Annotated in this window: 13 protein-coding genes; 2 read left to right on the plus strand and 11 right to left on the minus strand. The window is 32.2% G+C overall.

Going from position 1 to position 16,365, the window contains the following annotated elements; genetic code table 11:
- Positions 1-33 precede the first annotated feature (33 nt).
- From KFE69_02580 to KFE69_02630, 11 genes are all read right to left on the minus strand, one after another.
- Positions 34-756: a class II aldolase/adducin family protein gene (locus KFE69_02580; GenBank protein ID UTW43047.1), complete on the minus strand. Its 723-nt coding sequence runs from the start codon at positions 754-756 to the stop codon at positions 34-36.
- Entirely contained in the window at positions 756-1,457 is a 702-nt protein-coding gene (locus tag KFE69_02585; protein ID UTW43048.1) for a hypothetical protein, read from the minus strand. The genes KFE69_02580 and KFE69_02585 overlap by 1 nt, the downstream gene beginning before the upstream one ends.
- 27 nt (positions 1,458-1,484) lie before the next feature.
- Complete coding sequence (locus tag KFE69_02590) at positions 1,485-2,042, minus strand: hypothetical protein (protein ID UTW43049.1); 558 nt, start codon at positions 2,040-2,042, stop codon at positions 1,485-1,487.
- An 86-nt stretch (positions 2,043-2,128) separates the two neighbouring features.
- Positions 2,129-2,770, minus strand: a complete 642-nt coding sequence (locus KFE69_02595; GenBank protein ID UTW43050.1) for a queuosine precursor transporter — start codon at positions 2,768-2,770, stop codon at positions 2,129-2,131.
- A gap of 44 nt (positions 2,771-2,814) precedes the next feature.
- Complete coding sequence (locus KFE69_02600; protein ID UTW43051.1) at positions 2,815-3,312, minus strand: hypothetical protein; 498 nt, start codon at positions 3,310-3,312, stop codon at positions 2,815-2,817.
- Between the two features lie 166 nt (positions 3,313-3,478).
- The gene (locus tag KFE69_02605) at positions 3,479-3,799 is read right to left on the minus strand and encodes a divalent-cation tolerance protein CutA (protein UTW43052.1); all 321 of its coding nucleotides are present in this window, start codon (positions 3,797-3,799) and stop codon (positions 3,479-3,481) included.
- Between the two features lie 14 nt (positions 3,800-3,813).
- Positions 3,814-4,599, minus strand: coding sequence for a methyltransferase domain-containing protein (locus tag KFE69_02610; GenBank protein UTW43053.1), 786 nt, complete (start codon positions 4,597-4,599; stop codon positions 3,814-3,816).
- Positions 4,600-4,617: 18 nt separating this feature from the next.
- Positions 4,618-5,991 (minus strand): hypothetical protein, encoded by a 1,374-nt coding sequence (locus KFE69_02615; GenBank protein UTW43054.1) that lies wholly within the window; start codon positions 5,989-5,991, stop codon positions 4,618-4,620.
- Positions 5,992-6,000: 9 nt separating this feature from the next.
- Positions 6,001-6,978: a hypothetical protein gene (locus KFE69_02620; GenBank protein UTW43055.1), complete on the minus strand. Its 978-nt coding sequence runs from the start codon at positions 6,976-6,978 to the stop codon at positions 6,001-6,003.
- A gap of 51 nt (positions 6,979-7,029) precedes the next feature.
- Positions 7,030-7,647: a penicillin-binding protein activator LpoB gene (lpoB, locus tag KFE69_02625; GenBank protein UTW43056.1), complete on the minus strand. Its 618-nt coding sequence runs from the start codon at positions 7,645-7,647 to the stop codon at positions 7,030-7,032.
- Between the two features lie 132 nt (positions 7,648-7,779).
- The gene (locus tag KFE69_02630) at positions 7,780-7,989 is read right to left on the minus strand and encodes a hypothetical protein (protein UTW43057.1); all 210 of its coding nucleotides are present in this window, start codon (positions 7,987-7,989) and stop codon (positions 7,780-7,782) included.
- 500 nt (positions 7,990-8,489) lie between these two features.
- Here KFE69_02630 and KFE69_02635 point away from each other — a divergent pair, with 500 nt between their 5' ends.
- Both KFE69_02635 and KFE69_02640 read left to right on the plus strand, forming a co-directional pair.
- Positions 8,490-14,876, plus strand: coding sequence for a pentapeptide repeat-containing protein (locus tag KFE69_02635; GenBank protein UTW43058.1), 6,387 nt, complete (start codon positions 8,490-8,492; stop codon positions 14,874-14,876).
- A gap of 175 nt (positions 14,877-15,051) precedes the next feature.
- Entirely contained in the window at positions 15,052-16,341 is a 1,290-nt protein-coding gene (locus KFE69_02640) for a hypothetical protein (protein UTW43059.1), read from the plus strand.
- Positions 16,342-16,365 lie beyond the last annotated feature (24 nt).

Consider the following 16,365-nt stretch of genomic DNA (forward strand, 5'->3'; position numbering starts at 1 on the left):
AATAGTTTCAGTTGTTAAATTGATTATTGTAATTTAGTTATCGTATTGAGCATACTTAGATGCTTGTGGGCAGCGATTAGCTAGGGCTAAGAATTCCTCATATGGGTTAGAAATTTTCATAAATTGAGACTTGGTTTTTAAACAAGTTTCTGGGGAAATTTCGATAATAGATTGATTGGCTGATAAAGTTTTTATTTGAATTTTACAGACCCTTTCTAAGTAAAAAAGTAAGTATGCAGCTTGTTCAATAGAGCTGCCTGTAGTTAATAGTCCATGATTTTTTAGTATCATAACTTTTTTATCAGTTAAACTTTTAGCAATTTGCTCTCCTTCATTACCAAGAGCAAGTGCATCAAAATCATGATAGGCAACATCATTATAAAATCTTAATGCATGTTGATTGATAAATAATAAGCCACACTCAAGGGAAGAAACAGCCGTGCCATAGATGCTATGAGTATGCATAGCAGCTTGGATATGTGGATTATTTTGATAAATTGGTAAATGAATGTTACTACCTTGAGGCATCACAGTATAGCCATTATCTCCAATCATATTACCTTTTAGATCTAGCTTAATTAACATATGAGGTTCAACTGCTTCAAATGCTACATCTAGCGGTGTAATTAAGATTTGGTCAGTATTAGGAATTCGAGCACTTAAATGAGTTGATAACAAATCATCAAAGTTATTATTTTGAATAATATGATGACTAATGGTAAGTTTTTTTCTTATATCTTTCTCAGCTTTATTCATTAAATTGGCACTCCTTTTGGCTCAGGCTTTAATACAGTTTCTTTTTTACTTGTGCGTGTGGTAAAAAGAATGAAAATATCAATAATGATTGCATATACTATAATAATGCTAATTTCAAATATTAGATTATTGATTACCCTCGACCAAGTCATATAGCCTGCTTTTACCATAGGGTAGTCTAAAAATAAATTATGTGAAATTAGAGTGATTGAAATTGAAATAATAGTTGCACTAGAAAACCGTTTAAGTTTTTTAAGAAAAAAGGAAAAAATAATTACTTCAACTATAGCAGTGATTATAGAAGCAATTAATCCATGATACCAAAGTGGTGGAAAGCCTGATGATAAGGTATCTACGGCATAGCTTCTACTTGCTTGTTGTACTTGCTCAGCAGGAAATGTAGGTTGACTGAAGAAGCTTGAAGCATAAACTGAATATGAAAAAAAACCATCACAAAATGTCCCAATTAAAACAACATATATTGCAATAAGGCGGCCTTTTAAAAATACAATCAAATCGGATAAAACATAAACTAAAGGAAAGATAAATGCTGAAAAACTAATTAACATAGAGTAATCAAAGAAGTGAAACATATGTGTTCGAAAAAATAAAGGGTCAGTTGTTATTTTGCAGGTTACATAAAACATAATAGCAAATAAAAATACAGCTTCCTTTTTAGTGTTAGTTTTAATTTTGAACATAATAAATACCAAGTTATAGTTGTGTTATTAATCTGTTTCTACCAATGTTAGAGTAATTGGTTTAGTGCTTTTTTTTAAATCATCACTATAGTGATTAGTATTTGAGTTAGTGAGTTTAAACTGTAAAAGCTCAAAACTATCTTTAGATAATTGGCTTATGATTTGATAGTTAGATGTAATTTCTTCTGCCCGTATTGGCGGAAGCTTTTTATCTTCAGTAACATCATATAAAGTAAATAGACCACTAAAGTCATCATATTCTAGGTGATAGCGTACAGTTGGCTTTGAAGCAATTTTTACTAACTCGTGAGTAAGTAAGATTAATTCGGTTTTATCTAAATCATAGGCTTTAGATGAGCTAATAAATTCTTTTACTAGCTCAAGGTGTTCTTGACCATAGGCATTATATTGAATATATAAAGTGCCTTTAATTAATTGTATTTGGTAGTTGAATTCAGAGTCATTATTCTTTGATAATTTTTGAATAATAAGACTTAATTTAATAAGAGAAAATCCAATATACTTAATTCCTTTAGCTAGAAATTCAATACCAAATAATGTTCGAAAATAGCGAACTTCCTTCAATTAGTTGTCCTTAAAATACCATTTATCTACTTTTAAAATGCATTATGGATGATAAAAGAATTCTAAAAGAAGTCAATATGTCAATATCAATCAATGATTCTTTTTTTAAGTATTTTGATTAATAGTGTAATAGGAATTAGCATAATAACAACAACGACTAATTTTGACAGTAGTGAAACAAAAATAAGTTCTATGATGGTAGCTGTACTTTCAATGCCATAAAACCAGATAAAGTAGCCAATGGTTGTAAATAAGATTAATCCAATCATTGTAGATGAAAAACTTCTAATACTATAAGCTTTACCTGCAAGTTTTTTCTTTAAAAATGACATAATACTGATATTAACAAGTGCACTGATAATTAGCGCAATTAATCCACCCCAGTAAACTCGAGCTAAAGCGCCTAATATATGGTCATAAGCATTTTGCGTATGGAAAGTACTAGGGGATGGTAGTTGAATGATTAGGCTTAAGCCAACATCAAATAAGCACTCACAAATAAGTGTTACATAAAGTAGGAAACGTGCAGCCTTTCTACCGTATAATTCAGTAACGATATCACTTAGTAAGTAAACCAGTGGAAATATAAATAAAGAAGCGGAGCCTATAATATTATGAAATTGAAACAGTTTATAAGTTAATAGGTCACTTGCCGTCACTGCAGCGATAGATAGTGATGAGATAATAATTAAAAGCTTTTGACTAAATGTTAAGGCTTTGGGTTCCATTTGAAATTCCTTTTAAATGCTTAAATTGCCAATTTCAATGTGGATTATAAATAAATTCTTAAGCACTTAGCAATTAATTCAACCATCGAAGCTGAGTAACCCACATTGCCTGACATAAAAGAAAGCCCTTTATAAAGTCCAATTTTATATTTGCCTTTGAACTTAAATAAACAGATATCGTTGATGCTCGTTTCAAACATATCAGCATTTGGGATAAATAAAAGCCTATAGCCTGGTTTAATGCATACCGATGGATCTTCTTCGGTAATTTCAATAAAAAAGTGATTATCAGATATCGCCTTTGAAATGGTATAAATTGGTTTTTTCTTGGGATAGTCTTCTAGTGCATAGACAGGAATATCATATTCAAGTATTTTAACACCATCAAGATATAGTGAGGGTAATTTAAGCATTTGTTCAATGCGGCGCGCATTTTTTTCGTTGATATGTCCTGAACCATTCATTCCTTTACTGAGCCCACATAAATCAACACCAGTCAGGCGAGCTAATTCACGTATTGAACGTATTTTCTTACGTTTCATGGTGTGCTCTATACGCTGTATCCGCGTTTGATAGATTAGATTGAGGCTTTCAATAGCTGACATGAGTTTACTTAACGTATCCATTGTTAATTACTCTGAGCATTATAACGAAACGATAATTGTATTTCAAAAGATAAATAAGTTAATTTTTATTTCTTAATAAACTCTATGTTAAGGTTTCAGAAATCCAGTTTAAGTAATTTTTATGCCCATTGGTAATATCAAAAGCAATAATTTCAGGCACATCATATGGATGATGTTTTAAAATAAGGCTTTCAAGTTGAGCATATTTATCTGATGTTGATTTAATAATTAATAATGACTCAGCATCCTTATGAATTTGTCCTTGCCAAAGATAAATTGATTTGACTGTTGGCATAATACTGACACAGGCTGCTAAATTAGATTTAACCAATAGATCTGCCATTTGTGTCGATTGATTTTTAGGTATGCTAATAAGTAGCATTTGATATTTTTGGCTATCCATAGTTATTATCCATTCTAGGGTTTATAGGCATAAATATTTTTTACAATCACATCACCTTGATTCATTGCATCTGCTGTTAGCTGATAACCTGATTTAATTTCATCATAAGCTTGCTCACCAAATTGGTTAATAAATTGATCTTTAATGGCTTTAGATGATAAATGCTCAATAATTTCAGTATTATAAATGGCATATTCTTTGGTTTGATCAATAAGTTTAAGGTTTATAAATCCAATTGATTTTAAAAGATGAAGATATTCATTTTCAGTAACTGGAAAAAGTGATAAGCCTTCTGTTTCAGCCATTTTATCGAGTGCTTTGCCAAATGAATAAGCGCATTTACTTAACCAATCATTAAGTACAAAAACACCACCTGAATTTAAAGTTCTATATATCTCTTGATAGAGTGGTTTTTTATGTTTTAGGTGAACTAAAACGCCTTTACTAGTGATAATATCAAAATAGTTGTCTGAAAAATCAATGTGATTAGGTTTATTTGCATGGTGAAAGTTTAAGTTAGTTAATGTTGGCCATTTATTTTGACAGTAGTTAATTAAATTAGGATTAATATCAGAAGCAATCATTATTTTTGGTTGGTAGTGTTTAACTAAGTAATAAGCCATACCGCCAAGGCCACACCCAATTTCATAAATGATTTTATTATTTAAATCAATATCGGAAAATAAAGTATCAATGGCTTTTGTACCACCTTCAGACATCATGCCATCGCCATAGGCTAATTCTAATTGCTGGCAATATTCAATTGGATATTCATCAATAATTTGATCAAAATTATCCATTAAATTCATTCCTTTATTTTAAAGTTCATAAACATCGATATTAAAGAAGCTTCCAATATGGTTAACCCAAACAAGCGTAGTTTTTTGTGGGTTAATGGTGATTTTTTTCTGTTGAGAACCAATCATGATCGTATAATTACCTTTATCGAGGAGTGATTCATATAGCTGAACGCTTTGAGGCAATAATAGCCAGCTTCTTAAATCAGCTTTTGAAGTAACAATACTATAGACAGATCCTGCAATCCAGCCTGCAAATCCAGCATCTTTGTGTAATTGATAGGTAGCTAATGATTTTAAAATAAGTCTTAATACTTCACGTGTAATAATTGCAGGGTATTGCTCAGTTAACGATTTAGCTGCTAAAAGGTTAGTATCAACTAACAGTGCTGTTTTACCTGATTGTAATTTATGGTTATTTGATTTAATACTGACAATTGTGCTATGAATGGGAGTATTTGCATGACTATAATAAGGAATGGCTAAGTTTTGAATGCCTAGATTACCCAATGGCAGTGGCAAGTAGAATGCTTTTTTAGCTTCAACAAGGCCAGATTCATATAGCACGACAACTCGTCCTTTCTTACCAAATGGGTTGCCCCCATTAAAACCGACTTTCATTTGTTGATAAGTATCTTTAACATAAGGGTTATCTGGGGTTAAGCGAAGTGCATTTTTGATAGAGATAAATGCATCATTATAATCATAGTCATCGGCTTCATAAAGAATCGCTTCAAGATAATAGGCAAAACCATTTTCATAGGCATTGGCTATATTTTTTACTTGCTCTTGCATGGAAGCAATTTCTTTATGTTTACTTATGTCAAGGTCACTTTGTTTGATACCAAATTGACTATAATCATCTTCAATTTTTTTGTTGCCTTGGGTTGAGATATCTTTTTGTCTTTGAATCCAAGCCTGGGCTTGAGAAAGTCTACGAATAGATACTAACGCATTGGATAGATCATTTAACGCCAGATAATTTTTTGCTTGATAGGCATATAAAAATGTTTGTTCATAATCAGGGACATCATAGGCAAGTTCAAGGTCACTGGTTGCAAGTGCGCCTGCACCTGAAAGCATTTTTGAGACTTGAATTTTTGCTTTCATTTGCGCTTGACGTACGGAAGATATGACATTTGCATAATCATTAAGTGATGTTTTATTTTCATTATTGAGTTGATTGATGCGACCTAATTCAAGTGCGTAAAGATTAGGGTCTTGGCTTTCTGAAAATTTATCTTTGTAAGCCTTGATGGCAGCTTGGGCATTATTTTTAGCAACATCCTTTTTAGTTGTTTGCATTTTTTTTGGATAAGGGCTTTGTAGGGTTGCACAGCCAGTGATGGCAATAGTAAGTAAAATAATAATGATTAATTGAAGTTGTTTAAGCATCGATAAGCTCTATGATTTGGTTTGATTGATAACTTTTTCACTGATAGCGCGACTTGCTTTATTAATTAATAGTCGTTCAACAGTTTTAAGGTCATTATCAGGGTTTTGTAATAGTTTGGTAATTTGATCTTCAGGAATGCTAACAGTGACTGTATCAGCATAGAGAATTTCCATTGTTGCCATTTCAACTAAACGAAAATTAATAGTTGTTGAAGCAATATAGTGATCAAAATTAGAACCATAAAATTTTTGTTTTTCATTTTTGATATTTAATTGATCAATGGTACCAACTAATAGATAATCTGCACCAACCATTTGGCTAAGACGAGCTTTATCTAGATTATTAACATTACCACTTGCTAGAATCGCTGCTTCTTTTGCATATTGTGAAAGATCGGCATTATTGCGATCAATCATACGAAACTGGCCTGATTGGCTGATGTCAGTTACAAGAGATTGGTTTAAAAGGCTAATGCTACGACTTGGTGCAATAGGGCCTTCAGCTGCAGAGGGTGCTAATTGAAATGGTAGAACAGCAAAAGAGTATTTTTTAGCATGCGCATCTGATTTACTAATACCTTTATATTGGGCAAAGGTCATTTTTAGTGTCACATACCACTGATTATCTTTTTGTTCTTTTTTGATTAATTGATAGTTAAGTACAGTGCCGGCTGTTGCTGCTTTTACAGCGCTTATATTATCTTGAGATAAAATATCGGCACTAACCGGATAGCTTTGATTACCAATAGTTACATAACCTTTTGCAATGGCTTTTTCATTAATCACGGCATTGATTGAATTAACATAAGTACCATTAACTTCAGAGACACCATTAATGATGGCATTTGAAATAGCTAAATTAAGCGTATCACCTTGGCCTTGAATATCCCTTGTTTCAGTGGTTAATGTTGGATTTGCATAGACATTAATAGAAACAAGGCTTAATAATATGGCAAAAATTAAAGAGAAATAAGATAAACGTTTCATTGTTTCCTCCATTTATCTGTTAATGGACAAAAACTTCAATTGGCTTTTAAATTACCAGCCAAAAAGTGTTTTCTTTTGAACTTTTCTGATTTGTTTTTCTGCTTGCCAAACAATAGTACCAGTTTGTAAATCAAGCATTTTTAAGGTAATTAAGAAAAACATGGACTGTTGTGAAGAACCTTTAGCATCAATATTAGCAATACTACCAGTGATCATATAATGTGCACCTAATTGATGCCCCATTGCAACAGCAGTTTTTTGATCAACCATACCAGATTGTTTTTGATATTCCATCTGCTCTTTCATTGCTTGGACTTGTTTCATATCAGTAAATTGGAAGTAGCCACTATTAATTATGCGGGTTGATACAGTATTCTCCAGCATATTCGTATTAATATGCTCATTGGTTTCATTACGAATACCGCTAAAAAAGACAACGGGTTGTTTTTTGCCAAAATCAGTAATGCGTTTGATATTCTGTGATTGAAGCATACTATCAACCATTTTTTGTGTCGTTACCTGAAGGTCAGTTGAGCTAAAATCAATTGATGTTGTATCAACGTCATCGGGATTCGTATATTCAACTTTTGGTGAGCATCCAGCTAAAAAAGTGATTAGTAAGATTCCACTAAAAAGGGCAGTAATAAAATTTGCCTTAGATTTAATCATTCTTGACTCCTACGGTTTTAATTTAAATAAATCTTAATATTCTGTAGGAATTATAGCGAAATTAATTGCTATTCGCTAAGGAAATTATAAGTTTGTTATGACATATAAATTTTATTAATAGGAATTAATCTATTAGTAATTAAAGCCAAAACTTGGGCCTAGATGAGCTGGTCCTAGAGCAAATGGCATTGGTGCTTGTTGAGGTTGTTGTGGGTCTAATCTTGGAGCATTTGGTGCTTGGGGAGCAGCATTTAAATTTAAAGGTGGAATGATATGAGGTGCTGGGTGAGAGTTTAATCTTGGGGCTCTAGATGGTTGTTGATTTCTATTATTGCTTGACATAATTTGCCTCCTAGCTTTATGTTTGTTTAAGCAAAGTTCATTATAGATAAATAGAAATATATTTAAATGCTATAAAGTTGGAATTTGAATTAATTATTTTTATATTTGATTAATTGATTATAAGATAAAACACAAATTTATTTAATTATTTATTATAAAACAAATAGTTGATTGCTTTGAAAGTAAATTCAAGGATCGGCAAAAAAGAGCTGATTATATAATAAAATTAAACTTTTGTAAATAAAACTTCTATAAAATATGTAACATTATTTATATAAACTATAACTATTATTCTTATAAATTATTTATATTTCAGTTGGTTATTTAATAATAAAATGGAATTAAAATCGCAAAATTTAAAATAATCAGTTGATTTAATAACCAATCATATGAGAGATTAAATATTAAGTTATATGATTTAAAGGTGGTGAAAAGTTCCGAAAATAAGTCTTTTAAAATTTTCATAATTGATTGGTTGTGTTTTAGCTAGGAGGTTTGCTGTGAAAGAGTATATTGGTTTAACAAGTTGGTTAGATACAAATTTTATAGAAAAAGTTCTATATGCAAGATTACATTCTGCAAATAAAACTGTATGTATTCCTGCATTGGATGATAGAAAAGAACTTTCAATTGCTCTAGAACAATATAATGAAACACTAGGTAAACCGCGTAGAGTAGTCACATTTGATAGTGAATCAAATCAAGTTAGAATGAGTCTTGGTATTAATGGAGGAAAAGATTGGAGTGAATACAATCAGTTTGTAATTCCTGTTAATACAGGAGCCAATCATAATGAAGCAATTATCTTATTTCCCAACAGCGTACCTAAAAAAGCTATTTTTATTGACCCTATGGGCCATCCAATACCTGAAAAAAGACGGCGTGAGCTTGAAGAACTAGGGTTTCGAAATATCTCATCGACTAGGGCTGTCCAGCGTGATGGTTATCATTGTGGTGATTATTCCATAGAGTTAGTTAGCCAGATTCTGTCTAAAGAAGATCCTGCAGCCCTTACTCAGGAAGATTTAAATGAAATCACAGATGCAGTTGGGAAATATGATAAACCGCGCTTAGACAAAAATCGGGCTGATTATGTTCATGAGTATTTGATGACACTGACAGGTGACGAAGCTAATCCCATTACAAATCAAGTATTAGTGAGTGAAAGCTTAATTGCTAAAATTAGACAGGAGCAACGTGATTTAGCTTATCGGAGTCCGTATTTATTAATTAAATCAGATGAAGAAGTACAACGTCTTGATGTAGAGGCAAGCATAAGGGCAGCTTCAGCATATCGGGAATATACAGAGAGGTTGAGGCTAGAATCAAGCTCTGAGAGATCAGTGAAACAGCCATTGGATCGTAGATCAACATCAACTGAGAGATCTCCCATAGAGACAAAATTAACTGAGGCCGAGCTAGAAAAGCAAAAAGCATTGCTAAGAAGGCATAAAACTGCTCAACTTGACACTAAAATAGTGCTTTTACAAACAGAGCGTGAATTACTTGAAAAATTGCAAATAAAAGAGTCTTTAGAGCTTAGTGATATTCAAACCTTAATTAATAATGCAGTTAATATTCAAGAAATTAAGAGTCGTTTATTAGAGTTAGAAGCTAGCTTTGAATTATTATCAGTAGATTTAGTGATCAAATCTAAAGAAATAGCTAGAGTCTTTGATTCAGCAATTGAGGAGCCTCAAGTAGAGTCAATGGATGCTATCAATGAATCAATCACAGATTTTTTGAAGTTTGAAGATTTGGTTAAGATTGCAGAGCCTTTAGAATCAATTGATCAAATAACACCGTTATATCGAATTGCAAAAGAGTATGAAGAGAAACTATTAGAATTGCAAGATGCTCAAGCACTAGTAAGAGAAAAAGAGTTAGAGCATGATAAGTTAAATCTACTTGGGGTGGATAAACATGATGTAGTTAAGCGATGGAAAATATTGCATCAAATTATAATAGAGGTAAAGTCAAATTATCGTGAGCACTTGGATAGGACAGGTAAAAGAGGCGAGGAAGAAGCTAATAGGCTAAGAGTTGAAGATAAGTTTAATACATTTACTCAATACGGAGCCACATTTGGTGACGGAGTTGACGTTGCTGGACTTAGTTACCAAGGTTTAGCTAAAGCTCTTTATGATTGTTATCAAGAAATGTTCTCTAGAGAACCAAAAGTATTTGGCAGTTCAGTTAAGATGTCAGATAGTCGAAGACTTTTGTTATTGAGTTTAAGGCAAATTGATATTGTTGAATCCGATTTTAGTAGTGAAAGAAAATTAGAGGAAAAAATTGGAAAAATTAACTTTAGTTCTGATAACGAAGTTGTACTTAACAACCTATTTCGACCGAAAAGTGGCACAGCAGTAGAGTTTTTAGATACGTTTTCAGAACTATTTTTAATTGACCGCTTGAAAAAGCAACATAATAAGGAAGTTTTAAATGTAGCACGTCATAGAGCTGCTTTAGCTGATGAAGGTTTAAAGGAATATATACGCTTAAATAAAGCTAATTTATTAAAAATTAAGGCATTTGTTGCAAAATGTAGTGAATTAGGCCTATCTGATTTAGAAGTACAATATAAAGATATACTTAGTAAGTGTGAGAGAGTTCAATTAGAGATTAAACAAAATGAGGCTAAGGGTTCTGAGTCTAAAGAAATGATTCAAAAAAATCCAAGAGGATACATTACATCAAGACTAGAAGAGATAGAAACAGCATCAATTGCGTGTAAGAAGGAGCTAGATGAATTAGCAGCAGAAGAATTTAAAGGCATAAAACAAAAAATTATTGCACCAGATCAAAGCGAATCTCTTGAGGATACATTGGAAAGCCATATAGCTGAAACACAGATATTAGGTGAACATTTTAGAAAATTAGCGAGTAGTCGTGTGGAAGGGTTAGATGCTAGGCAGAAAGTCATTTTTAATGGTATGTTAGATAGAATTTTATCATCAACAAATGATAAGTCAGCTAATAAGCAATTACGTCATGCAAAGAGTGGGTTAGCTAAAAAAGTAGAAGTTTGTAATCAATTGGTATTAAATGGCGAAGATAGAAAGCCAGGGGCATTACATGCAGCTGTCCAAGAGCTACATGAACAAATGAGCATTACGTATGATTTAATGGCACAAGCAAAGCAACAATTAACTGAGGGTTTAGTGTGGCTATTAATGAATTCAGATCAGGAAGTTGTATTACCTGAAGGCATTGTTGCACTTGATTTCAGTCATATGGATCTAAGAGGTGTTGACCTAAGTAGAGTCAAAGATCATTCAGGAGAAACATTTGATTTTAGTTATTCTATTTTTAATCAAACAAAATTAGGCCTTATGTCAGAAGATGAATTGTCAGATAATTTACAAAATTTAAAGAAATTAATTGGAGTTAGGCCTAGTGTCAGCATAAAAGAGCTACATCAAGCACTTGTGAATTTTGCAAATCAGGAACTTAAAAGTGGTGTTTCCAGTGGTGAAGAATTTGAACAATTTAAAACGCATAATATTGAGCAAGTTAAGAAGATTTGGGAATTTCATTTTCCAAATTTCAGAGTAGAGCTGTCAAATGATGATAATCTTTCAGAGATATTAAGACATCTAAATACAATTACTCAATCAATAGAGCATCATTCAGGGTTAGAAACTCAATTTCCAGTACATATGGATTTTGTTAATTTTAGCCAAGCTAAATTTATCGGAGAAATTAATAATACATCCTTAGAGTATGCAATTATGCCAAAAGATTTAAGAGGCGTAAAATTCAAAAGTTGCCTTATGCATAGAGCTAAATTTGACGGATGTATTGTTGATGAAAATACCAAATTTTCAGTAACTGCAGATGGTTTAAGAGGAATTGTTCCTAGAGTAACCTCTAAAGGCGAAAGTATATCTTTAGCTGGATTAATAATTGATGGCCATAAAGGGGGTAGTTTACCAAGAGATTTAAGAGGTTTTGATCTAAGTGGGGCAGTTTTGTTAAACCTAAATTTAGATGAGTATATTATTGATGAAACCACCAAACTTAATAGAGTTATTTTCAATAATATCTCTTTTAATAACTGTCAAATAACAAAAGCACAGTTTAGTGACTGTCAATTTGAGCAATGTGAATTTATTGGCGAAAAATTAGATATGACTGCTGCAGAATTTGATGGTTGTACTTTTAACCAACTTAAGCTTGGAAATGGATTAGAGTTTAATGAAAGAGAAGGAAGATTTGGAGTTAAAATTCAATCGAGTTTCAAAAACTGTAAATTCAGAGGAACGACAGAGTTATCATCTCATTGTGATATTTCAATGAGTTGTTTTAATAATGTTTATTTCGAAGAATTATCCTTAGATTGGTTGGGTTGTACGCTTCCAACAGATACAGAGAGAAATACTAATATAAGCATTAAACAGTTAAATAATGGTTCTAGTATATCAAAGCAAGAGTTAAGAGGAACGGTTCTAGCCAATAGCAAAATTACTAAAATTGTAGGAGTAAGCGCAGATACATTTATTGACCAGTTCGATGATCAGGTTCAAAGATTAGCCGAGGTAGAAAAGCGTAGCACGAGTGAAATAAGAAAGCGTGCTTTTGATTGGTTTCGTAAGCATATTTCACAAGTATCAGGGTATGGGGAGTATATTAAAGTATTAGGAATGCTAAAAAAATGGCAACAGGGTGAATCTGAAAATAATAATATAAACAAACTAGATTATAAGTGGAGATTGTTCAATCATTATAAAGAAGGTATTTATAAAAGAGGAGCAACTAGACCATCAAAATTGGGTAATTTAATGATTCAGATGGTTGAAAATACACTTAAAAAAATAGAGACTGAGCATGCAGTTGCAACTCATGATAATCAATTACCCCATGAGTATAAATTCCTTCAAAAGGCTTTTAATCAGTTATTAGATCCTCAAGAGACGCTTGGTAACTACAAAAGGCTTGCTATTAATCCTATCATTGTTGATGCTGTTGAAAAGATAAGACGTGGCAAGAAAGCTTTTGGTGCTGATATTTTCTCTCGTTATGCTCATTCGGCTATATCAATGCAGACTGATAGAGAGAGTGCCACCATGCAGCAAATGAGAGGGTTTACCTCAGTTATGGTTGAGAAGAACCATTTTGATCATTCAATTAAAGCTTTAGTTTCTTTATTAATTTCAGAAAAACCTGCTATGATTGAGGAAGTTATTGAAAATTGGAAGCCGCTAGAATTATTTCAAGCTGTACTAGCCTTAGAGTTAACTCACCCTGATCTAGCTGCAAAGCTAACAGATTCTGACTGCTATCGTGAGCTACGCGAGCAAGTGAAATTTGTTGCGCTTACATATGAAGACTTATTGAAATCAGCTATCTTTGATACTTTAGAGAACTTGGCGATAAAAGATAAAAAGTTGGCAAAATTCTTTATAGAGATGCTAAGGGAACTACCTTTATCAAAAAGAGCATTTTTAAATGTGGCAAACGCTCAAAGATTTATTGAAGGTCGTGATAGTGGGGATATATTCGTTCATGACAAAATATCAGTTGCTACAAGAATGGAGTACCTTAATGAAGTGCTTAAACTTTTTGATGATGATTATCAGTTTTTTGGTGGAAGCGAGCAAGCAGATGTTAATGCGATAAGGAAGGAGTTTCGTAGGCATTTCACACTAGATAATAAAACATTTAGGCATCGAGTTTCTAACAATAAAGAAGCTTATCCTCCAGAGCGACAAAGGCAAGTAGAAACATTCTTGGAATCAGAAGCTTCAATTGGTTCAAAAGAACATCCTACAGTTAGTTGGCCAAGGGATCGCTCAACAGAATTTACTGGAGATGAGCAATATTATCAATTGCAAGATATTGTTACTGGCTGGGCTTGCGAAAAAGCACAGGCATCACAAATAGACCAATATGTAAGAAAAGTAGTTTCACTTGCTTTAGGTCGTTACTATCTGGATGTAGATAAGAAAAATGCTCAAATAAATAAGCGTTTTAATGGAATTGCTGAAGTCTTACCAAATGGCAATATTAAGCATACTTGGTTATCAGGAATAGAAAGAAGTTTATATACTTTAAAAGATCTAGAAGATATTTTAGAGCATATTAATAAGACAAGAGGTGCTGGAAAACGGTTATTTAATGAAGCTGATCGAGCTGGGAATGCCTTTAATTATGCGCTAAATAATATAAAACAGAATGAAATATTTAAATCTATGTCAGATGGTAGTCAATTAGTGGTAACTCATAGCGGTAAACTACCAAAAAAAATAACATTTACATCAGGTTTATTAGGATTATTGAGTGCTAGGGTTGGTCGTAGAGTAACCATAAGTGATTCTCATGATAGATCAAGTCGATATAATCCAAATGATACAAAAATTAAAGTGTTAAAAGGTAGAGTAAAAAATGGGTTTAGGTTTATAAATGAAACCATTGATAATTTAATAGACACTAGCAAAGCACTAGCAAAGCATCAAAAACAATTGCAAAGTGTAGAGGAAGGTAGCTTTATCGACACATTTCTAGAATTTGTAGGTGATTATGATCCAGTAAAAGCAAAAAAATATTATCAGCAGGCTATAGTTGGTGATAAAGAGCGACTTACGGCTAAGGTTGACAAAATATTAAAGTTGCTAGAGGGTTTAAAAGATAATTTGAGCGGTTTAAATAAGTTGGGAGATACAACCTATAAGGCTCAAGATATAGAATTAATTCAACAAGCTATAGTAAAGATAAAAGAAAATAAATCAGTAGAAAATATTCAAGTAGAATGCCAAAAAGTTGTTGCTGTACAAAAGAGAGAACCTGCCGTGAAAGGTCAACGATCAAAAGCTCCTAAAATATTTAGGGATCACGGTCAGCAGCGAACCTTTGAAGTAGGCCATGATATTGGTCAAGTTGGCTAGACTATATAGCTAACTTGTTACATTAATCTAACTGAATATATCTAAAGAATTAGGCATTTCCCTGCTTAGTAATCAATCTAATTATTTCAATTGAAAAACATAATAACTTGTTATAAGAAAGTGTTTCACTAATAATCAAAAATATAGGTATGCATCAATAACAAGGAGGTTAGTGATGAGTCCTCATGAATTTTATAAATTATTTATCAATACGTTATCCATTATTAAAACTTTAGCTAAATCCCATAGCAATTGGAATTGGCAGAATTTAGAGGATGCCATTAATACGCAGTTAATTCCATTTTTAGATAACCTAGATTCGGTAATTACAGATAGTACATTTTTAGTAGATCATATTCAAAGTCCTAGTGTTGATTATCTAAAAGAGAATTTTAATGATTTATATCAGTATGAATCTGTACGAGCTCGTACTGGTCAATTAAATTTTGATGCTATTTTCCATGCTGAAATGGTATTAAAGTGTATTTTTAATTTTCAGCATCCATTATTTAATCGTTTTATAGGGGCGTTTATTGATCAACTCATTTCTGATTTTCCTGAGAATAAAAAATTAATGCTACGTTTAAATGTATTACATCAGATAAAGAAGGATTTCAAATTAAAAGTAGATCTCTTAAGTATTGATGAGCTTTCTCAAAAGCTAGAAAGTAACCTTGAACAATTGGCTGAATTACAAAAAGAAGTTGACTTAATTGATATAGATGAAATGGTGGTTCAAACTAGTAAAACTGATATGCTGCAACGTTTTCATGCCCAGAGGGAATTACTGGAAGATATTGCTTATCTCTATTGTCATGGCTCTAATCAATATAGTGGATATCAAAATATTAAAAAACATGATCAGAAGGACTTTGAACGTATTTTTGGGCAATATTTGGACTATGATTATGGGCAACCAAGACTTAAAACTTTTTATCAAGTTGAGAATTTTGATTTTAAAGACGCTTTAGATAACCTCTTTATAGCCTGTCGAGATTATTATTTACGCTTTAGTAGTCGTCAGTGCGGTAGTATTGCAGAGATTTTAAAAAATGAAGTCAACCAAAACAAAAATAGCTTAGGAATAGAAGTTTTAACGGGGGATGCTAGAGAGAAAGTTGACTATACTTATGAAGTTTCTAAAGAAAATTTAGTTGACGAATATCAACAAAATCAGTTAGCGTTTCAACAGTCTACAAAGCCTTTAGAACGTCAAATGTTACAAATGACTATTCTAGAATTAGAAAATGAAGGCTATGACCTTTTAGCCCAAGCTCAAATTAAAGTATCTGATGCGTATCAATTATCATTAGAGCAGTCTAAGCGAACTTTAACTACACCAAGCTTAACTGAGACTCCAGTACCAGCGATAGAGTCAAATGCATCAGAATCACCAAAACTATCATTTTTAGAATCTGGATTACAAATGTCTCGCCAAGTTAGTAGCGCATTATTTAAAAAATAATTATAATAAAATAAGAATTAATTA

The organism is bacterium SCSIO 12844, from assembly GCA_024397935.1.
Taxonomy (GTDB): Bacteria; Pseudomonadota; Gammaproteobacteria; order Francisellales; family Francisellaceae; genus M0027.